Raw genomic sequence first — 20119 nt, forward strand, 5'->3', positions numbered from 1 at the left:
ACGGCGAGGCCGAGGAGCACGGTGGCCAGGAGCAGGGCCGCACCGATGGCCAGGGCCGCCGGGGGGGGGGCCCCCCCCCCGGGGGCCCGCGCGGGGGGGGGGGGGGGGGGGGGGGGGCCCCGGGGGGGGGGCCCCCCCCCCCCCGCCGTCCGCGGCGTCGCCGAACGGCCCGACCGGCGGAGCGGACGGTCCGTCAGGATCCCCGGCGCACGCGGCTGTCGATCCCCGCGGCCGGGGCGCATACTGTCCTGCGCGGCTCGCACCCGCGCGACAGGGCCCGTTCCGGACCCGGCCCGGGCTGCGCCGCTACGGGGAAGGTCGGACGAACGTGGCAATTGTCGTTCTCGTCGTCGTGCTGGCGCTGTTCTGGCTGATCACCGGCGTGCGGGTGGTGCAGCAGTACGAGCGCGGCGTGGTGTTCCGGCTCGGCCGGGTGCGCGAGCAGGTCCGCCAGCCGGGCCTCACCCTGCTGGTGCCGGTGGTCGACCGGATGCGCAAGGTCAACGTCCAGGTCGTCACCATGCCGGTGCCCGCCCAGGAGGGCATCACCAAGGACAACGTCTCCGTCAGCGTCGACGCAGTGCTGTACTTCCGCGTCGTCGAGCCGGTCAAGGCCACGGTGGACGTCCAGAACTACTCCTTCGCGATGCTTCAGGTCGCCCAGACCTCGCTGCGCTCGATCATCGGCAAGAGCGAGCTGGACGACCTGCTCTCCGGCCGGGAGAACCTGCACCAGGGGCTGGAGGTCATGTTGGAGAGCCCGGCCACCGGGTGGGGCGTGCACATCGACCGGGTGGAGATCAAGGACGTCAGCCTGCCCGACTCGATGAAGCGCTCGATGGCCCGCCAGGCGGAGGCCGACCGCGAGCGCCGGGCCCGGATCATCACCGCGGACGGCGAGTTCCAGGCCGCCGCCAAGCTCGCCGAGGCCGCCGTCACGATGTCCGAGACCCCGGCGGCGATGCAGTTGCGGCTGCTGCAGACGGTGGTCGAGGTCGCGGCGGAGAAGAACTCGACGCTGGTGCTTCCGTTCCCGGTGGAGCTGCTGCGCTTCTTCGAGGCCTCCGCCGCCCGGGCCGCCGAGGCGGGCTCCGCGCCGGCGCCCGCCGTCCCGGCCCAGGCGCCGTCCGACGCCGGCTGACGGCCCGCCCGTACGACCACGGCCGGTCCGGGGCCCACCCCGGACCGGCCGTCGGCCATCAGCCATCGGCCTGACCGTCCGTCACGGACGGACGATCGGCAGCAGCACCTCGTCGACGATCTCCGCCGGGTCGAGCTGCGCCGGCGCGCCGCCGCACATCTTGATCCGGTACAGCATCAGCGCCGGGACGACGTCGGTGACCAGGGGGGTGACGGACCCGGGGCGGACCTCGCCCCGGGTGGCGCCGCGGGCGAGCACCTCGGCGATCAGCGCGGCGGTGGGCTCCACCACCCGCTCCAGCACGATCGCCAGGAAGGTGTGGGCCCGGTGCCGGTCCAGCTCGCCCATGATGGCCCGCACGGCGGCCCCGGGTTCGCTCAGCATCGCCGCGCGCAGCCTGGTCACCACCTCCAGCAGGTCCCCGCGCAGGCCGCCGGTGTCGGGCGGCGGGCCGGCCGGGGGCAGGCAGGCGCGCAGCGCGTCCTTGACCAGTTCCTCCTTGGAGGGCCAGCGCCGGTAGAGCGCGGCCTTTCCGGTCTGCGCGGCCGCGGCGACGCCCTCCATGGTGAGCCGGGCGTAGCCGTCGGCGGTGAGCTGCTGGAGGGCGGCCTCGAAGATGGCGTTCTCCAGCGCCTCGCCGCGCCTGCGGAGCGGGGCGCCCGTCGCCGGTCCGCGCGCGACTGCGGGTTCAGCGGGCATGGCTGCGCACCTTCTTCGGTTCCACCTCTCGACACGCCCGTTCACCGGCTGTCCGCAATGAACGGATGTGTTCCCTATATCCAGGGCCACTGTCGATGTTAGTGAACGAACCCGTCCCGTCCCAATCGTTCACCCCCCGGCCGTCGCGGACCGCGCCGGCGCCGTCTGACCGGCCTGCCATGGCTCTCCCTCCCCTCGCCCGCGCGACGCTGCCGCCCGCCCGACGCGCCACCCGCCGGAGCGCGATCGCGTCCGGGCCGGAGGCCGTCGATACGCGGGGCCGCCGTCAGGACACCGTCAGTGACGACGCCCGCGCAGTCAAGGGGGCGTCAGGATCGCCCGCCCCCCGGGGGTCCGCGGCCTAGGCTCGGACTCGTCCCCTCCCGGCTGACACGGGCCCGGCGCCCCGTCACCGCCCTCCGGAGCATCCGCAAGACACGCCGTCAGCCGCCCACACCCGATCGATCCGCCGCGTCGGACGATACGTCAACGAAGGTGAGGTCCCCGTGGCCGTTCTCGGCGCCTTCCACCGCCGCCAGCCCCTCCCCGCCGGCTGGCCCGCATCCGCACCGGCGCGCGGCTCGGTCGCCGCGACCCTGTCCGCGATCGTGCGCAGGCTCGCCGACAGCCCCCTGGACAATTCCGTGCTCCAGGCCGTGGGCGCCCCGACCGCCTCCAGGGGCGCCGGCGCCGCCCGCCGCACGGTGCGGATGCGGGCCAGCTGGCGGGCCGTCACCACCCCCGACGGCGCCCGCCGGCTCGAAGCCCGCTGGGGCCCCGGCCGCTGAACACCCCGGGAGCCGGGCCCGCCCCGGCGGCCCCGACAGCGCGGAGCCGTCACGTGCGCACGCGTGCACGCATCGGACGCACGCCGATCTACGATGAGCCCATGAGCACAAGCACCGACCTGGCAGCTGCACACGGCTCGCAGGAACAGGGGCAGGGCAGCGGCGAGCGGCTGGACGTCGCCGCGTCCGTCCTCGCCCTGCTCGCGGACCGCACCCGGCTCGCGCTGCTGCACCGGCTCGGCGCGGGCGAGGCCGACGTCACCTCCCTCATCGAGGCGTGCGGAGCCCCGCGCACCTCCGTCAGCCAGCACCTCGCGAAACTCCGCCTCGCGGGCCTGGTCACCACGCGCAGGGACGGGCGCCGCGTCGTCTACTCGCTGCGCCACGGGCACCTCCGGCGGCTGGTCGACGAGGCGCTGAACGTCGCCGACCACCAGATCGGCTCCCTGCCGCCGCACGACTGACCCGCCGCACGACCGACCCACCCCCGCAGCCCGGAACGGCGGCGAGAGCCGCACTATCGTAGCCAACACGTGCATACGTGTGCACGTGTTGGCTACGATAGTGCCGCCTCACCACGCCGCCGACCGGGACGGGGCCGATGCTGTCCACCCTGCGCAACCGCACCTACCGCCACCTGTTCGCAGCCCAGGTCATCGCCCTGGTGGGCACGGGCCTGGCCACCGTGGCGCTGAGCCTGCTCGCCTACGACATCGCCGGCGCCGACGCCTCGGCGGTCCTCGGCACCGCGCTGGCCGTCAAGATGGTCGCCTACGTGGCCGTCGCACCGGCGGTCGGCGCCCTCGCCGACCGCGTTCCGCGCCGAACGCTGCTGGTGGCGATGGACCTCACCCGCGCCGCCGTCGCGCTCGCCCTGCCGTTCGTCAGCCAGGCCTGGCAGATCTACGTCCTGGTCTTCCTGCTCCAGGCCGCCTCGGCCGCCTTCACACCGGCCTTCCAGGCCACCATCCCCGAGGTGCTGCCTGCCGAACGGGACTACACCCAGGCGCTGTCGATGTCCCGCCTCGCCTACGACCTGGAGTCCCTGTTCAGCCCCGCGCTCGCCGCGGGCCTGCTCGCCCTGGTCCCGTACACCTGGCTGTTCACCGGCACCACCGCCGGCTTCCTCGCCTCCGCCACCCTGGTCGTCTCCGTCGCCCTGCCCAAGCCCGCCCCCGTCGAGCGGACCGGCGGCGTCCACGCCAAGGCCGCCTTCGGCGCCCGCCTGTTCTGGGCCACCCCCCGCCTGCGGGCCCTGCTCGCCCTCGACCTCGCGGTCGCCGCCGCCGGGGCGATCGTCTTCGTCGACACCGTCGTCGCGGTCCGCGAGCACTTCCACCGCCCGGCGGGCGCGGTCTCGCTCGCCCTGGGCGCCTACGGTGCCGGCTCCATGCTGACCGCCCTGCTCCTGCCCCGGCTCCTGCGACGGCTCTCCGACCGCGCCGTCATGCTCCCGGCCGCCTTCGCTCTCCCCGCCGTCCTGGCCGCCGTCGCCGCCGTCACCGCCGCGGCCCCGGGCGGCTGGTCCTGGGCCGCGCTGCTGGCGTCCTGGGCCGCGATCGGCGCCGCCTGTTCCGCCGTCCTCACGCCGGGCGGGCGCCTGATCCGCCGCTCCGCCGCCGACGCGGACCTGCCCGCCGCCTTCGCCGCGCAGTTCTCCCTCTCGCACAGCTGCTGGCTGCTCACCTACCCCCTCGCCGGCTGGCTCGCCGCCGGCGCCGGCCTCCCGGTGACGGCCGTCGCCCTCGGCGCCATCGCCCTGCTCGCCGCCACCGCCGCCACCGCGATCTGGCCCGCCCGCGACCCCGCCAGGCTCGACCACGTCCACGCCGACCTGCCCCCGGGCCACCCCCACCTCACCGACGCCCACCCGGCCGCGGACGGCTGGCTCCACGGCCACGACTACGTCATCGACCAGTACCACCGCCACTGGCCGCAGGGCCTCGCCGCGCGGGCCAACTAGGGCGTGCCCGGCGGGGGCGCCAGCCGCATCACCCGGGAGGGTCAATCCAGCGGGAATAAATGAAGAGCTGTTCATGTATTCCTGTATGGTCGACGCGTCGCCCCGTCCTGCCCGCGTGGAGGAACACCACAGCCATGTCCGCAACCCTCACCGAGCGCCCAGCCGCCGCAGCCCCGCGCGGCGGCGCCGCTCCCAAGCGCCGTACGCGCGTCTTCGCGCTGGCCGAGGCCCGCTGGGCCGCCGCCGCGACCGTCGCCTTCCTGACCGCCCTGCCGCTCCAGCTGACCGGCGCCCCGGCCTGGGCCTGGGGGCCGCTGTACGCGATCGCCTACGTCACCGGCGGCTGGGAGCCCGGCTGGGCCGGCCTCCGGGCGCTGCGCGAGAAGACCCTCGACGTCGACCTGCTGATGATCGTCGCCGCGATCGGCGCGGCCTCGATCGGGCAGGTGATGGACGGCGCGCTGCTGATCGTCATCTTCGCCACCTCGGGCGCGCTGGAGGCGCTGGCCACCGCCCGCACCCAGGACTCGGTACGCGGCCTGCTCGACCTCGCCCCCACCACCGCCACCCGCCTGCTGGACGACGGCGGCGAGGAGACCGTCGCCACCGAGGACCTGGTGGTCGGCGACACCATCCTGATCCGCCCCGGCGAGCGCGTCGGCGCCGACGGCCGCGTCCTGGACGGCGCGAGCGAGATCGACCAGGCCACCATCACCGGCGAGCCGCTGCCGGCCGCCAAGCAGCTGGGCGACGAGGTCTTCGCCGGCACCCTGAACGGCACCGGCGCCCTGCGCGTGAAGGTCGAGCGCGACGCCTCCGATTCGGTGATCGCCCGGATCGTCGCCATGGTCGAGGAGGCCTCGGAGACCAAGGCCCCCACCCAGCTGTTCATCGAGAGGGTCGAGCAGCGCTACTCCCTGGGCATGGTCTTCGCGACCCTCGCCGTCTTCCTGGTCCCGCTGGCCTTCGGGGCCGCCGTGACCGGCTCGCTGCTGCGGGCGATGACCTTCATGATCGTCGCCTCGCCCTGCGCGGTGGTGCTGGCCACCATGCCGCCGCTGCTGTCCGCGATCGCCAACGCCGGCCGCCACGGCGTCCTGGTGAAGTCCGCCGTCGTGATGGAGCGGCTCGGGCAGGTCGACGCGGTGGCTCTGGACAAGACCGGCACCCTCACCGAGGGCACCCCCCGGATCACCGACCTGCTCCCCCTCACCGGCAGCGGCCTGGACGAGGACGAACTGCTGGCCCTGGCGGGCGCCGCCGAGCACCCCAGCGAGCACCCGCTGGCCCGCGCGGTGGTCGACGCCGCCCGCCGACGCGGCCTCGACCTGCCGGTCGCCGAGGGCTTCGCCTCCACCCCCGGCATCGGGGTGACCGCCACCGTCTCCGGCGCCGTCATCGCGGTCGGCGCCCCCGCCCGGCTCCTCGACGGCGCCGCCGACGCGCCCTCCGCCGAGGCCGAGGCCACCGCCACCGCCACCGCCACCGCCGCTGCCGTCGCCGTCGCCGTCGCCGTCGCCGAGGAGCTGGAGCGCGACGGGCGCACCGCCGTCCTGGTCCAGCGCGACGGCGTCCCGGTCGGCGTGCTCGGCATCGCCGACCGCCTGCGCCCCGACGCCGCCGCCACCGTCACCGCCCTGGCGGCCCTGACCGGCGCCGCCCCGGTGCTGGTGACCGGCGACAACCCGCGCGCCGCCGCCCGCCTCGCCGCCGAGGTCGGCATCACCGACGTCCGCGCCGGGCTGCTCCCCCAGGACAAGGTCGCCGCCGTCCAGGAGCAGGAGCGGGCCGGGCGCAAGGTCCTGGTGATCGGCGACGGCGTCAACGACGCCCCCGCCCTCGCCGCCGCCCACACCGGCATCGCGATGGGCCGGGCGGGCTCCGACCTGGCGCTGGAGACCGCCGACGCGGTCGTCGTCCGAGACGAACTCGCGACCGTCCCCACGGTGATCGCGCTGTCCCGGGCGGCCCGGCGGCTGGTCGTCCAGAACCTGGTGATCGCCTCGGTGTTCATCTCCGGGCTGGTCGTGTGGGACCTGGTCGCCACCCTGCCCCTGCCGCTCGGCGTCCTCGGCCACGAGGGCTCGACCGTCATCGTCGGCCTCAACGGCCTGCGGCTGCTGCGCGAGAGCGCGTGGAAGCGCGCGGGCGCCACCGGGCCGCGGCCGGTTCAGGAGCCGGCGCGGGCCCGACGCAGCAGGTAGGCGCCGGAGGCGGCGGCGAGCAGGGCCATGCAGGCGGTGAAGACCAGGCCGGCGCGGGCCAGGCCGATCGGTGCGGTGAGCAGGCCGATGCCGATCACCGGGATCGAGATGCCGAAGTAGGCGACCACGAAGAGCGCCGACAGGGCGCCGCCGCGGTGCTCGGCGGGAGCCGCGGCGGCGATCTCGCCGACGGCTCCGCGCAGGCCCATGCCCTGGCCGGCGCCGCCCACCAGGGCGCTGAGCACCAGCAGGGGCAGGGCCGTCCAGGCGAGGGAGCCCGCCATCAGGGCCAGCCCGGCGATGAGCACCAGGCAGCCGATCGGGATCGCCCGGGCGGTGCCGAGCCGGGGCACCACGAGCTGGCCGAGGGTGGAGGCGAAGAAGGCCGTGCAGACGATCAGACCGACGACGGCCGGGCTGTGGACGCCCAGCCGCTGGGCGAGGAAGGCCGGGCTGACGGAGGTGAAGACGCCCAGCAGGGAGAAGCCCGCGAACGCGGCGAGGCCGGCCGGGACGAACACCCCGCGGACCTCCGGCGGCAGGGACGGCCGGCGCGGCCGGGCGGTGCGCAGCGGGCGGGCTCCGGTGACGGTCTCCGGCAGGAGCCACGTGACGGTGAAGGAGGCGGCGAGCAGCACCAGGTGCACGGCGAACGGCAGGGTCAGGGGGTGGGGCGTGTACTCGGCGAGCAGTCCCGACAGCACCGGTCCGCAGCCCAGGCCGCCGATGTTGGCGGCGGTCGCGACGAAGCCCGCGCGGGCCTGGTGTCCGGGTGGGGCGAGCTCCAGGACGTACGCGGTGGCGGTGCCGGTGAACAGGCCTGCGGACAGGCCGGACAGCAGGCGGCCCAGGGCCAGCAGCGGGAGGCCGCCTTCGGCCAGGAAGGCGACGGCGCTGCACGCCGCGAGCGCCAGTCCGCAGAGCAGGACGGGCCGGCGTCCGACGGAGTCGGAGACGTTGCCGACGAGCAGCAGGACGCCGATGACGCCGAAGGCGTAGATGGCGAAGACGACCGTCACCATCAGTTCGGAGAAGCCGATCTGCTCCTGGTACAGCCCGTACAGCGGGGTGGGCAGGGTGGTGCCCGCCATGCAGACGGCGAAGCCGGCGGCCGCCCCGAGGTAGCCCGCCCGGCCCATCGCGGGCCGCGCGGTCTGATGATCGGTCATTCGCCCACGGTAGGGCGGCCGTCGCCGTCGCAGCCACGGCTCGCGGGGCCGACTAGGCCGATCCGCCCAAGAACCGACGCCCGGCCCCGGCCACGCCCGGCCCCGGCGTGGTCGGCCACCGGCTACCGGATCGCGCCGCGGTCCGCGGACAGGCCGTGGGTGGTGCCGCCCCCGGCCCGCACCTGCGTCGGGAGCGCTCCCCAGTGGCGCCGGAACGCGGTGCTGAAGTGCCGGGTGTCCGCATAGCCGCAGGAGCGGGCGACGGCCGCGACGGACAGCGGGCGCAGCGCGGGATCGGCCAGGCGCTGCGCGGCGACGTCCAGCCGTCGGCGGGTCAGGTAGGCGATGATCGTGCACCCGGTCTCCTGCTGGAAGAGCCGTGCTGCGTGGCGCTCGCTCAGGTGGACCTGGGTGGCGACGTCCCGTACCCGTACCGGGCGGTCGAAGTTGTCGTCCAGGTAGCGGGTCATCCGCGCGGCGACCGCCGCCGCGCGCCCACCCGGCACGGGCGTCGGGCGCGGGGCGTCGGGCAGGCCGGCGACGACGCGGGCGCAGGTGAGGACCAGTGCGGGGCCGAGGGCGGCCAGCAGGTCGGGGCTGGCCGGCCCCGGAGCCGCGGCCTCTTCGGCGAGTGTCGCCAACAGCCGGGGAAGCGGGGTTCCGGCGGCCGGGACGACCTGGCGCGGGCCGGCCGCGACGGCGTCGAGCAGGGCGGCGGTCTCCGGGGAGCCGGGCCCGGCGGCCCCGCGCGGACCGCGTTCGGGGACCATCGTCCAGGACCAGAAGACGATGCCGAGCGGGTCCCGGGCGTCGGTGGTGATCTCGTGGACCTCGCCGGGGCGGGCCAGGAACAGCTCGCCGGCTCCGACCGGGTGCTCCAGCGCGCCGAGCCGGAACGTCCCGCGCCCGGCGTAGGCGTAGCAGAACTCGAAGTAGGAGTGGCTGTGCCAGTAGTTGCGCCATGGCTCGGGCGGGTAGAACCCCCAGTCCACGAACTCGACCCGTCGTCCGGCGAGGGTGGTGCCCAGCCGCACGGAGTTGAGCAGGGGCAGGGCGGCGCCCGCCCGGGCCAGTTCGGTCATCTCGGCTCGCCCGCCCCGTCCGTCCTGCGCGCGGTGGGGTCGACGCCCCGCAACATCATGCCCTGACCGAGGGACCAGGTGTGATCGTCCGTGGTGGGCCGGTCCGCAGGGTCCCGGAACTGTACCAGCCAGGTGGTGCGGGCCTGGTCGGAGGTGTTCAGCCCCGAACCGTGCACGGTGAGGTAGCCGAAGAACAGGACGTCGCCGGCCTCCGCCGGGCACGGCCGGGCGTCCTGGAGCCGCCAGGTGTCGGGCGGCAGGTGCCAGCTGCCGTCCTCGACGTGCGGCAGCGGGCCCTGCCGGTGGCTGCCGGGGACGGCCCTGATGCAGCCCTTCTCCTCCGGGGCGTCGTCGAAGTGGAAGACCGCGGCCGCGACGGTGTGCCGGACGTGCGGGAAGAACGGGTGGTCCTGGTGCAGGGGGAAGGGGGAGCCGGTCTCCGGAGGCTTGATGAACATCTTCGTGTGGTGCAACTGGAGGTTGGGCCCACCGACCAGTGCGGCCGCGACGTCCGTGAACCTGGGGTCGACCAGCAGCCGGGCGAAGGCCGCCGAGTGGAACTGCGCGTCGTGGGCGTGCTTGAGGGCCGTGCGTCCGGCGGACGCACCCGCGACGGTGCGCGCGCTGGCCCAGGTCGGGTCGGCGTCGGAGTCGAGGCGGGCGGCCAGGGCGTGGCACTCCTCCCGCATCGCCGCCGCCTCCTGTCGGCTGATCAGGTTCTTGACGAGGAGGAAGCCGTTCTCGTGGTAGGCGGCGAGGTCGTCGGGGCTGAGGGGTTCGTTCATGGCCTCGACCGTAGGCGTGGGGCCGGGCCGGACCGAGGGGCGATACGGACGGCCCGGTGGGTTATCCGGACATCGGCCCGCGCGTTCACGTCCCTCCCGCCGGGCCGCAACCGAGCAGGTGGCGGGGCTCCCGAGGCGGGGGGCGCCCCCGGCTCGATGCCCGAGCACCGTCGCCTCGATGTCCGAGCACCCCCAACTGGCGTGCGGTGCGGCCGAATCCGTTCGCGTTCGCCCCCTTGTCAAAGGTTAGGGATGTTTCCTAACTTAATGTCATGTCCGAGACCACACGGCACTCCCGGCGCGACCTCCTGCGAGTGAGCGCGGCGGGCGGTGCCGCCTTCGCCGCGGGCAGCCTCCTGCTGCCCGGCGCCGCCCAGGCCGCCCCCCGCCCGACCGCCCTCGACACCCCGACCCTCCCCGCACCCCGCAGCGACCGGACCGCCGGGTCCGCGCTGCGCCCCTTCGGCCGGCACCTGGCCTTCGGGGCCGATCCCTCCCAACAGGTCGTCGTCTCCTGGCAGGTGCCGGGCGCGGTGACCGCCCCCTTCGTCCGGATCGGCCTCCAGCCCGGCGACTTCGGCTCCCCGATCGCCGCCGAGGTCCGCACCCTGGTCAGCAAGCTGTCCTGGCAGCACCCGGTCGAGGACCAGCCCCTGGTCAAGCCCACCACCGTCACCCAGTACTACCTGCACGCGCAGGTGGACCAGCTGATCCCGGACACCACGTACTACTACGTCGTCGGCCACCAGGGCTACGACCCCGCGGGGCAGCGCGCCCAGCTCGGCGACGTGGCGAGCTTCCGCACCGCGCCCGCCCCCGGCCGCGGCACCGGGTTCACCTTCACGGCCTTCGGCGACCAGGGCATCGGGTACAACGCGGCCGCCACCGCCAACCTGATCGCCGGCCTCGACCCCGCCTTCCACCTCCACATGGGCGACCTCTCGTACGCCAACAGCGGCGGCAGCGGCAAGACCAGCGACCCCTACGACGCCCGCCTGTGGGACTCCTTCTTCGTGCAGAACGACCCCGTCGCCTCCCGGACCCCGTGGATGATGGCGATCGGCAACCACGAGATGGAGGCCTGGTACGGGGCCGACGGCTACGGGGGCGTCCGCGCCCGGTTCACGATGCCCGACAACGCCTGGGCCCAGTCCACCGGCATCTACTCCTGGCGCTGCCAGAACGTCGGCCTGATCAGCCTCGACGGCAACGACATCTGCTACAACACCGCGGCCAACCTGAACTACACCAAGGGCAAGCAGAAGAAGTGGCTGGAGAGCCGGCTCGCCGCGCTCCGCGCCGACACCACCATCGACTTCGTCGTCGTCTACCTGCACCAGTGCACGTACTCCACCTGCCACGACAACGGAGCCGAACTCGGCGCGCAGCAGGACTGGGCCCCGCTGTTCGACAAGTACCAGGTGGACCTGGTGCTCAGCGGCCACAACCACGTCTACGAGCGGACCGACCCCATCCGCTCCGGCAAGCCCACCCGCAAGGTCGCCTCCGGCGACACCGTCAATCCCCTGAAGGACGGCACCACGTACGTCGTCGCGGGCGGCGGTGGCGGCGGGGTCTACTCCTTCCCCGTCGCCGACACCTACCTCGGGCACGAGACGAAGAACGACTCCCCCGTCCCGATGGTGGTCGCCGATCCGACCGGCCACAACCAGACCGTCAAGGTCACCTGGTCCAGGGTCCGTTACACCGGTTACTGCCTGGTGGCGGTCGACGTGACGCCCGCCGCCGCCGGCAAGCCGGCCCGCATGGCGGTGCGCTCGATCACCGAGGACGGCACCGCCGTGGACCAGTTCACCGTGCAACGCGGCTGAGCCTGCCCGCGCCCGCGCCCGGACGGTCTGCTCCCCGCCGGCCGGGCCGGGCGCGGCGGCGGGCCGGCGGGGTGCGCGTCAGCGGTCCGTGGTGACGGTGAAGCCCTGCGGGGCGCGCAGGTCGACGGCTCCGGTGTGGTCGGTGGACACCTCGATCGGCAGGCCGGCCACCGTCAGGCCGGTGAACGTCAGCGACTCGTAGCCGGCCGGGAGCTGGGCCCGCACCCGGAGCCGCCGGTTGGGGGCGTCGGCCTCCAGGCCGAGCAGTGCCTGCACCACCTGGACGGAGGCGGCGGCGGCCCAGGCCTGCGGGCGGCAGGAGGCCGGGTAGGGGACGGGGCGGGCGACCTCGGCGCGCGGGTGGCCGCCGAAGAGTTCGGGCAGGCGGTGGTCGAAGGCCGCCGCCGCGCGGACCAGGCCCGCGGCCAGCGGCGCGGCGGCGTCGTGCAGCCCGGCGCGGGCGAGGCCGTGGACGGCGATGGCGCTGTCGTGCGGCCAGACCGAACCGGTGTGGTAGCCGAGCGGGTTGAAGCCGGTCGCAGCGGCGTCCAGGGTGCGCAGCCCGAAGCCGCTGTCCATGCCGGGGGCGGTGAGCCGGCCGGCGACCAGGGCGCTCTCCTGCGGGTCGAGCAGGCCGGTGCCGAGCAGGTGGCCCATGTTGGAGGCGATCGAGTCGACCTTGTGCTTGCCGCCGTCGAGGGCGACCACCGGGTACGGGCCGTGCGCGTCCTCGGTCCAGAACCGGTCGCGGAAGCGCAGCCGCAGCTCCTCCGCCCACTGCCGCCAGCGGTCGGCGCCGGGCCGGCCGAAGGCCTCCAGCAGGGCGGCGGAGGCGACGGCGGCCTCGTACGCGTAGGCCTGGACCTCGCTGAGCGCGATGGGGGCGTCGGCGATCCGGCCGTCGCGGAAGCGGATGCTGTCGGAGGAGTCCTTCCAGCCCTGGTTGGAGAGCCCCTTGCCGGAGCTGTCGACGTACTCCAGGAAGCCGTCGCCGTCCGCGTCGGCGTGGTCGGCCAGCCAGGCGAGGGCGGCCTCGGCGTGCGGCAGCAGGGCCTCGACCTGGTCCTCGGGCATGCCCCAGCGCCAGGCGTCGTGCAGCAGGGTGAGCCACAGCGGGGTGGCGTCGGCCGTGCCGAAGTAGCAGGGCGGCAGGTGGGAGCCGTTGTCGAGGTGCTGCTCGTCGCGGCGGACCTCGTGGAGGATCTTGCCGGGCTGCTCCTCGGTGGCCGGGTCGAGGGCGCGGCCCTGGCGGCGGGCCAGGGTACGCAGCGTGCCGGCGGCGAGATCGGTGCCGAGCGGGAGCATCATCCGGGCCGCCCAGAGCGAGTCGCGGCCGAACAGGGTGAGGAACCAGGGGGCCCCGGCGCCGAGGAAGTGGTCGGCGGGCTCCAGCGGGTCGGTGAGCAGGAGGCCGCGCAGGTCGTGGTGGGAGCGGGCGATCCAGTGCGCGAGGTGGTGGTCGCGGCCGGTGATCCCGGGGGTGCGCCACGGGGCGGCGTCGGCGGCCGGGGCGGGGAAGAGGTCGCCGTCGCGGTGCTCGGCGGTGCACTCCAGGACGGCCTGCCAGGTCTGGCCGGGGGCGAGTTCGAGGTCGAAGCCCAGGGTGCCGGTGTCGGCGGCGAGGTGGTCGGGCGCCGGCTCGACGGTGAGGGCGGCGCTGAGCGGGCCCTCGCTCCAGCGCAGGCCGTTCGGGCCGGCGGTGGGCGTGAGGGCCTGGGTGGTGCGGCCGGCCTTGACGGAGTCCATCGCGGCGAAGTCGCTCTCCGCGCGCAGGTCCAGGCGCAGGCGGGCGGTGAGGTCGCCCGCGTTGCGGACGGTGTACCGCTCGACGAGGCGGCCGGGGTGCAGCTCCCGGCGGCGTTCCAGGGTGACGGCCGGGTCGGGGGTGAGTTCGGCGATGCCGCGCAGCACGGTGACGAAGGTGGTGCGCCCGTCCTCGCCGTGCGCGGTGGCGACGGGGGCGTTGGGGATCCCGGCGACACCGGCCTCCAGGCGGGAGAGGATCCGGCGGTCCCCGTGGTAGAAGCCGTCCGCGCCTTCGCCGATCCGCCCGTCCGGGCGCGAGGCACAGAAGCTCGGGGCGGCCACGGAGAGCTGGGCGTCGTGCAGGAACGGCTGCAGGGCGATCGCTGACATGGTCTCTTCATCCTCGTTTTGGGGCTTGACAGTTGCTTCCACTCGGGCGCAACCTTTCTGCCATTGGAGCGTTCCAAGACATTAACCCCCCTGGTGGGGAAGATGGAACCCCGTATTGGAACGCTCCAAGATCTTGTCAATGAAGACAGAACCTAGGATCGCCGTCATGCATGCACACTCATCGCCCCGGCCCAGGACAGGGTCCGCCGCGACCCTGGAAATGGTCGCCGCCCGGGCCGGCGTGGGCCGTCAGACGGTGTCCAACGCGATCAACTCGCCCGAGCTGCTGCGCCCGCAGACGCTGGAGCGGGTCCAGCGCGCGATCGACGAGCTCGGCTACCGCCCGCACCGGGCCGCGCAGGCCCTCAAGACCAGGGCCAGCCGGCTGATCGGCTACGGCATCCGCTCCAGCAGCACCGGCGTCCCGACCCCGGTCCTGGACCAGTTCCTGCACTCGCTCTCCGAGGCCGCCGACCAGGCCGGCTACCGGGTGGTGCTGTTCGCCGTCGCCCCCGGGGACGACGAACTCACCAGCTACCAGCAGCTGCTCGACGAGCACGGCGCGGACGGCTTCGTACTCAGCGGCACCGACCGCGGCGACCGCCGCCAGGGCTGGCTGCACGAACGCGGCGTCCCCTACGTCGCCTTCGGCCGCACCTGGTCCGGCCGGGACGTCGGCGACTGGGTCGACGTCGACGGCTCCGCCGGGACCTCGGCCGCCGTCCGGCACCTGGCCGGGCTCGGCCACCGCAAGATCGGCTTCCTCGGCTGGCCGAAGGGCTCCGGCGTCGGCGACGACCGCGCCCGCGGCTGGCAGAGCGCGATGCGCGAACTGGGCCTACCCGCCCGGGGCCGCCGGGCCGAGAGCCCGGACGACCAGGCGAGCGCCACCGAGGCCGCCGAACGGCTGCTCGCGACCGGCGCGACCGCGGTCGTGACCGCCAGCGACACCCTGGCGCTCGGCTGGTACCAGGCGCTGCGCCGCGACGGCCGCGCCCCCGGCCCGGACGCGGCCGTCATCGGCTTCGACGACTCGCCGGTCGCCCCCCTGCTGTTCCCGTCGCTGTCCAGCCTCGCCCAACCGCTCGACGCGGTCGGCCGCGAGTGCATGCGACTGCTGCTGGAACGCCTCGGCGACCGCCACCGGCCGACCGAACACGTGCTCCTGGAACCGGAGCTGGTCCTGCGCGAAAGCGTCTGACCGCCACTCCCCCGAACCATCTCCGCCCACTCCCCCCACCCACCCTCGCAAGGAGATCCCGCATGGCCACCTCCCGCACCCTCGCCGCGGCAGCCGTCTGCACGGCCGTCGCCCTCGGCGCCGTCACCGGCTGCTCCTCCTCCGGCGGCTTCGGCGACTCACCGGCCAAGCAGTCCTCCGGCGGCAACCAGAGCCTGACGGTGCTGATCGCCACCTCCGGCGAGTCCGAGACGGCCGCGGTCAAGGCCGCCACGGCCGACTGGGCCAAGAAGACCGGCAACACCGTCACCGTGCAGATCGCCAGCGACATCAACCAGCAGCTCGGCCAGGCCTTCGCCGGCGGCAACCCGCCGGACCTCTTCTACGTCAACTCCGACCAGTTCGCGAACTACGCCAAGGGCGGCTCGCTGTACGCCTACGGCGACCAGATCCCGGACGCCGCCGACTTCTCCGAGCCGCTGCGCAAGGCCTTCAGCTACGACGGCAAGCTCACCTGCCTGCCCAAGGACACCTCCACCCTGGGCCTGGCGATCAACACCACGCTGTGGCAGCAGGCCGGCCTGACCGAGGCCGACTACCCGACCAGCTGGCAGCAGCTCTCCGACGACGCCGCCAAGCTCACCAAGGACGGCGTGACCGGCCTGGTGACCGCCCCCGACTACCAGCGGCTCGGCGCCCTGCTGAAGGAGGCCGGCGGCTGGATCACCAACCCCGAGCAGACCGCGATGACCGCCGACAGCCCGGCCAACAAGCAGGCGCTGGAGTACGTGCAGTCGATGATGAAGGCCGGCTCGGCCAAGTACGTCGCCGAGGTGGACGCCGGCTGGGGCGGCGAGGCGCTCGGCAAGGGCAAGGCCGCGATGACCATCGAGGGCAACTGGCTCAAGGGCGCGATGGCCAAGGACTACCCGAACGTCCAGTACAAGGTGCTCCCGCTGCCCGCCGGCCCGGCCGGCCCCGGCACCCTCGCCTTCAGCAACTGCTGGGGCATCGCCGCCAAGAGCCAGCACCAGGCGGCCGGGGTCGACCTGGTCAAGCACCTCGCCTCCGCCGACCAGCAGCTGGAGTTCGCCCAGGCCTTCGGCGTGATGCCCTCGCGCACCAGCGCGCTGAGCGCCTACGCCCAGAAGTACCCCGAGTCCAAGGCCTGGGTCGACGGCGTCGCCAACGCCCAGGCGCCGGTCACCATCGCCGGGTTCACCAAGGTGCTCACCCAGTTCAACACCGACCTCCAGTCGCTGAAGACGGGCGACCCGGCGGCCATCCTGGCCACCCTCCAGCGCAACGGCGAGCAGGCCATCAAGAATGCCAAGTAACAGCTCCACCGGCACGACACGCCGGCGCAGCCTGCGCGAGGGAGCATGGGGCTGGCTGTTCGCCGGCCCCATGGTCCTGGTCCTCGGCCTCTTCATGGTCCTGCCGATCGGGATGGCCCTGTGGGTCAGCCTGCTGCACTGGGACGGCCAGTCCAACCCGTTCAGCGGCAGCGCGGACTTCATCGGCCTGGACAACTACCGCCGGCTGTTCGCCGAGGACGGCCTGGACCGCACGCTGTTCGCCACCTCGATGCGCAACACGCTGTACTACGTCCTGCTGACGGTGCCGCTGCAGACGGTGCTGGCACTGCTGCTCGCCATCCTGGTCAACCAGCGGATGCTGCGCGGCCGGGGCGCCCTGCGCACGGTGTTCTACTTCCCGTCCGTCACCAGCTCGATCGCGATCTCGACGGTCTTCCTGTTCCTCTTCCAGGGCAGCGGCGCCGTCAACCGGATGCTGGGCTGGCTCGGGGTCAAGGGGCCGAACTGGTTCGCCGACCCGCGCGGGGTGATCTGGCTGGTGCTCGGCTGGTTCGGCCTGGACCAGCCCGCTCCGGGCACGGGCGGCCCGCTCGGGCTGTCCTGGTCGGAGTGGTTCGCCGGGCCCTCGGTCGCGATGTGCACGCTGATCCTGATGGCGGTGTGGACCACCTCCGGCACCTTCATGCTGATCTTCCTCGCCGCCCTCCAGGACATCCCGCGCGAACTGGAGGAGGCAGCCGCGCTCGACGGCGTCAACCGCCGCCAGCTGCTGCGCCACGTCACCCTGCCCGCCCTGCGGCCCGTCCTGTTCCTGGTGCTGACCCTCGGCCTGATCTCCACCTGGCAGGTCTTCGACCAGGTGTACGTGATGGGCAAGGGCGCGCCCGGCAACACCACCCTGACGCCCGCCTACCTGTCCTACTCGGCCGGCTTCGACAACGCCGACTTCGGGCAGGGCGCCGCCATCGCGTTCGTCCTGCTCGGCCTGATCCTGCTGCTCACCGCCGTCCAGCGGTGGGTCCTGCGGGAGCGGGACGGCAAGCCCCGCCGCAGCCCGAAGGGAGCCCGCCGTGCCGCACGCTGACCGCAAGGCCACCGTGGACAAGCCGATCCTCGGCCGCTTCCCCCGGCCGCTGCGGATCCTCGGGTACACCGTCCTGCTCGGCTTCGCGCTGCTCTACCTGCTGCCGTTCCTGCTGCAACTGGTGAACAGCTTCAAGACCGACCCGGACGCGGCCGCCAACCCGATGTCGGTACTGCCCGACGGCGGCACCCTGGCCTCCTACCGGCGGCTGTTCGGCCTGGCGGAGGGCGTCGAGAACATCCCGTTCCTGCGCTGGCTGGGCAACAGCGTGGTGGTGACCGTCCTGGTGACGGCCGGCCGGGTGCTGTTCGACTCGATGGCGGGCTACGCGCTGGCCCGGATCAGGTTCCCGGGCCGCCGGCTGCTGTTCGCCTTCGTGCTCGCCGTGATGGCGGTGCCGGGCGTGGTGCTGCTGATCCCGAAGTTCCTGGTGCTGAAGAGCTTCGGCATGTTCGACAGCTACAGCGGCATGATCCTGCCGCTGCTGGTCGACGCCGCGGGGATCTTCATCATGAAGCAGTTCTTCGAGTCGGTGCCGCGCGAGATCGAGGAGGCGGCACGGATCGACGGCGCCGGGACGTTCCGGATCTTCTGGTCCGTCGTCCTGCCGATGTCCCGGCCCTCGCTGATCACGCTCACCGTGCTCTCCTTCCAGGGCTCCTGGAACGAGTTCACGCACTTCCTGGTCTCCACCCAGTCCAGCGAGCACGACACCCTCACCACCGGCCTGGCGCACTTCGTCTCCGGCGGCCTCGGCTCCGGGACGCAGTACCCGCTCAAGCTGGCGGCGGCGCTGGTCTCCACCCTCCCGGTGGCGATCCTGTTCTTCTGCTTCCAGCGCCACTTCGTGCGCGGCGCCAACTCGGGCTCGCTCAAGGAGTGAGCCCGGCCCGGCCCGGCCAGTACACCCCCTCTGCCGAACCTTCCTGTGAACCCTTCTTGGAGAACCACGTGCCCGCCCGTATCGAGGACTACGCGCTGATCGGCGACATGCAGACCGCCGCCCTGGTCGGCAGGGACGGCGCCGTCGACTGGCTGTGCCTGCCCCGCTTCGACTCCCCGGCCGTCTTCGCCGGCCTGCTGGGCACGGACGAGCACGGCTTCTGGCGGATCGCCCCCGGTGACGCCCCGCCCGCCCACCGGCGGCGCTACCGGGGCGATTCCCTGATCCTGGAACAGGAATGGGACACCGCCGGGGGCACCGTCCGGGTCGTCGACTTCATGCCGCCGCGCGGCACGGCGGCCCCGCAGCTGATCCGGATCGTCGAGGGCGTGTCCGGCACCGTCCGGATGCGCTCGGCCCTGCGGATGCGCTTCTCGTACGGGCGCGTCGTGCCCTGGGTGCACAAGGTCACGGACGGCACGGGGACCCGCACCGTCGCCGTGGCCGGGCCCGACTCGGTGTGGCTGGACGACGAGTCCGAGACCTACGGCCGCGACCTGACCACCTACGCCGACTTCACCGTCACCGCAGGCGAGCGGATCGCCTTCGCCCTCACCTGGCAGGCCTCCCACCTCGGCGCGCCCGACCGGCCGGACGCCGAGCAGGCACTCGCCGCCACCGAGGAGTTCTGGCGCGACTGGGCCGCCCAGTGCACCTACCAGGGCCCCTACCGCGAGGCCGTGATCCGCTCCCTGATCACCCTCAAGGGCCTCACCTACGCCCCCACCGGCGGCATCGTCGCCGCCCCCACCACCTCGCTGCCCGAGGACATCGGCGGCGTCCGCAACTGGGACTACCGCTACACCTGGCTGCGCGACGCCACCATCACGCTCTCCTCGCTGCTGCGCACCGGCTACCGCGACGAGGCCAAGGCCTGGCGCGAGTGGCTGCTGCGCGCCGTCGCCGGCGACCCGGAGAACCTCCAGATCATGTACGGCATCGCCGGCGAACGGGAGCTGGTGGAGACCGAACTCGACTGGCTGCCCGGCTACGAGGGCTCCCGCCCCGTCCGGATCGGCAACGGCGCCGCCGGCCAGCTCCAACTCGACGTCTACGGCGAGGTCGTCGAGGCCCTGCACCTCGCCCAGCACACCGGCCTGGCCCGCAACGACCACGCCCACCTGCTGCAACTGCGGCTGATCTCCTGGCTGGAGGAGCACTGGCAGGAGCCGGACGAGGGCATCTGGGAGGTCCGCGGCCCGCGCCGGCACTTCGTCCACTCCAAGGTGATGGCCTGGGTCGCCGTCGACCGGACGGTCCAACTGCTGGAGCAGACCGACTGCGAGGGACCGCTGGAGCGCTGGCGCGCCCTGCGCGACACCATCCACGAGGACGTCTGCACCCACGGCTACGACCCGGACCGCAACACCTTCACCCAGTCCTACGGCTCGCGGGAACTCGACGCCTCCCTGCTGCTCATCCCCCAGGTCGGCTTCCTGCCGCCGGACGACAAGCGCGTCATCGGCACCGTCGAGGCGATCCAGCGCGAACTGTCCACCGAGGACGGCTTCGTGCTGCGCTACCCCACCAGCGGCGGGGTGGACGGCCTGCCGGGCGACGAAGGCGCCTTCCTGGCCTGCTCGTTCTGGCTGGCCGACGCCCTGGCGATGATCGGCCGGACGGACGAGGCGCACCAGCTGTTCGACAAGCTGCTGTCCATCCGCAACGACCTCGGGCTCCTGGCGGAGGAGTGGGACCCGCGGCTCAAGCGCCAGGTCGGCAACTTCCCGCAGGCCTTCAGCCACGTCCCGCTGATCGACACCGCGTTGCGCCTCGGCCGGGGCTGAGCCGGTC

The 20119-nt window shown here is 73.8% G+C and carries 16 protein-coding genes; 11 read left to right on the top strand and 5 right to left on the bottom strand.

The genetic code is table 11. From position 1 onward, the window contains the following. Positions 1-328 precede the first annotated feature (328 nt). Positions 329-1141, top strand: a complete 813-nt coding sequence (locus ACIO9K_RS34970; protein ID WP_363622866.1) for a slipin family protein — start codon at positions 329-331, stop codon at positions 1139-1141. Positions 1142-1222: 81 nt separating this feature from the next. Here ACIO9K_RS34970 and ACIO9K_RS34975 read toward each other — a convergent pair whose 3' ends face one another. Continuing rightward, positions 1223-1840, bottom strand: a complete 618-nt coding sequence (locus ACIO9K_RS34975) for a TetR/AcrR family transcriptional regulator C-terminal ligand-binding domain-containing protein (protein ID WP_363589205.1) — start codon at positions 1838-1840, stop codon at positions 1223-1225. A gap of 506 nt (positions 1841-2346) precedes the next feature. On the opposite strand from ACIO9K_RS34975, the gene ACIO9K_RS34980 reads away from it, so the two are divergent. From ACIO9K_RS34980 to ACIO9K_RS34995, 4 genes are all read left to right on the top strand, one after another. Next, entirely contained in the window at positions 2347-2628 is a 282-nt protein-coding gene (locus ACIO9K_RS34980) for a hypothetical protein (protein WP_400335791.1), read from the top strand. 101 nt (positions 2629-2729) lie between these two features. Then, the gene (locus tag ACIO9K_RS34985) at positions 2730-3092 is read left to right on the top strand and encodes a metalloregulator ArsR/SmtB family transcription factor (protein ID WP_363589209.1); all 363 of its coding nucleotides are present in this window, start codon (positions 2730-2732) and stop codon (positions 3090-3092) included. A 137-nt stretch (positions 3093-3229) separates the two neighbouring features. Further along, positions 3230-4591 carry an MFS transporter gene (locus ACIO9K_RS34990; RefSeq protein WP_400335795.1) on the top strand — a complete coding sequence of 454 codons (1362 nt, stop codon included), beginning with the start codon at positions 3230-3232 and terminating at the stop codon, positions 4589-4591. A gap of 134 nt (positions 4592-4725) precedes the next feature. After that, positions 4726-6795, top strand: coding sequence for a heavy metal translocating P-type ATPase (locus ACIO9K_RS34995; RefSeq protein ID WP_400335797.1), 2070 nt, complete (start codon positions 4726-4728; stop codon positions 6793-6795). On the opposite strand, the gene ACIO9K_RS35000 is transcribed toward ACIO9K_RS34995, so the two are convergent. The 3 genes from ACIO9K_RS35000 to ACIO9K_RS35010 all read right to left on the bottom strand — a co-directional run bounded on the left by ACIO9K_RS35000 (position 6762) and on the right by ACIO9K_RS35010 (position 9831). Then, the gene (locus ACIO9K_RS35000; protein WP_400335799.1) at positions 6762-7964 is read right to left on the bottom strand and encodes an MFS transporter; all 1203 of its coding nucleotides are present in this window, start codon (positions 7962-7964) and stop codon (positions 6762-6764) included. The genes ACIO9K_RS34995 and ACIO9K_RS35000 overlap by 34 nt on opposite strands. A gap of 122 nt (positions 7965-8086) precedes the next feature. After that, positions 8087-9046: an AraC family transcriptional regulator gene (locus ACIO9K_RS35005; RefSeq protein ID WP_363622857.1), complete on the bottom strand. Its 960-nt coding sequence runs from the start codon at positions 9044-9046 to the stop codon at positions 8087-8089. Then, on the bottom strand, positions 9043-9831 hold the full coding sequence (locus ACIO9K_RS35010) for a phytanoyl-CoA dioxygenase family protein (protein WP_400335802.1): 789 nt from the start codon (positions 9829-9831) through the stop codon (positions 9043-9045). Before ACIO9K_RS35010 ends, ACIO9K_RS35005 begins: the two co-directional genes overlap by 4 nt. A 272-nt stretch (positions 9832-10103) precedes the next feature. Between ACIO9K_RS35010 and ACIO9K_RS35015 the strand changes: the two genes are divergently transcribed. Next, positions 10104-11663 carry a purple acid phosphatase family protein gene (locus ACIO9K_RS35015; RefSeq protein ID WP_400335805.1) on the top strand — a complete coding sequence of 520 codons (1560 nt, stop codon included), beginning with the start codon at positions 10104-10106 and terminating at the stop codon, positions 11661-11663. A gap of 78 nt (positions 11664-11741) precedes the next feature. On the opposite strand, the gene ACIO9K_RS35020 is transcribed toward ACIO9K_RS35015, so the two are convergent. Continuing rightward, entirely contained in the window at positions 11742-13799 is a 2058-nt protein-coding gene (locus ACIO9K_RS35020) for a glycogen debranching N-terminal domain-containing protein (RefSeq protein WP_363589221.1), read from the bottom strand. Between the two features lie 166 nt (positions 13800-13965). On the opposite strand from ACIO9K_RS35020, the gene ACIO9K_RS35025 reads away from it, so the two are divergent. The 5 genes from ACIO9K_RS35025 (at position 13966) to ACIO9K_RS35045 (ending at position 20112) form a co-directional block, all read left to right on the top strand. Then, complete coding sequence (locus tag ACIO9K_RS35025; RefSeq protein ID WP_363589223.1) at positions 13966-15000, top strand: LacI family DNA-binding transcriptional regulator; 1035 nt, start codon at positions 13966-13968, stop codon at positions 14998-15000. 62 nt (positions 15001-15062) lie between these two features. Continuing rightward, complete coding sequence (locus tag ACIO9K_RS35030) at positions 15063-16316, top strand: extracellular solute-binding protein (RefSeq protein ID WP_363589225.1); 1254 nt, start codon at positions 15063-15065, stop codon at positions 16314-16316. Then, positions 16306-17382, top strand: a complete 1077-nt coding sequence (locus ACIO9K_RS35035) for a sugar ABC transporter permease (RefSeq protein ID WP_350884138.1) — start codon at positions 16306-16308, stop codon at positions 17380-17382. Before ACIO9K_RS35030 ends, ACIO9K_RS35035 begins: the two co-directional genes overlap by 11 nt. Then, positions 17369-18265 (top strand): carbohydrate ABC transporter permease, encoded by an 897-nt coding sequence (locus ACIO9K_RS35040; protein WP_363622850.1) that lies wholly within the window; start codon positions 17369-17371, stop codon positions 18263-18265. The genes ACIO9K_RS35035 and ACIO9K_RS35040 overlap by 14 nt, the downstream gene beginning before the upstream one ends. 68 nt (positions 18266-18333) lie before the next feature. Next, positions 18334-20112, top strand: coding sequence for a glycoside hydrolase family 15 protein (locus ACIO9K_RS35045; protein WP_400335808.1), 1779 nt, complete (start codon positions 18334-18336; stop codon positions 20110-20112). The last annotated feature ends 7 nt before the right edge of the window (positions 20113-20119 follow it).

Source organism: Kitasatospora sp. NPDC087271 (genome assembly GCF_044744605.1).
In the GTDB taxonomy this organism is placed as follows: Bacteria; Actinomycetota; Actinomycetes; order Streptomycetales; family Streptomycetaceae; genus Kitasatospora.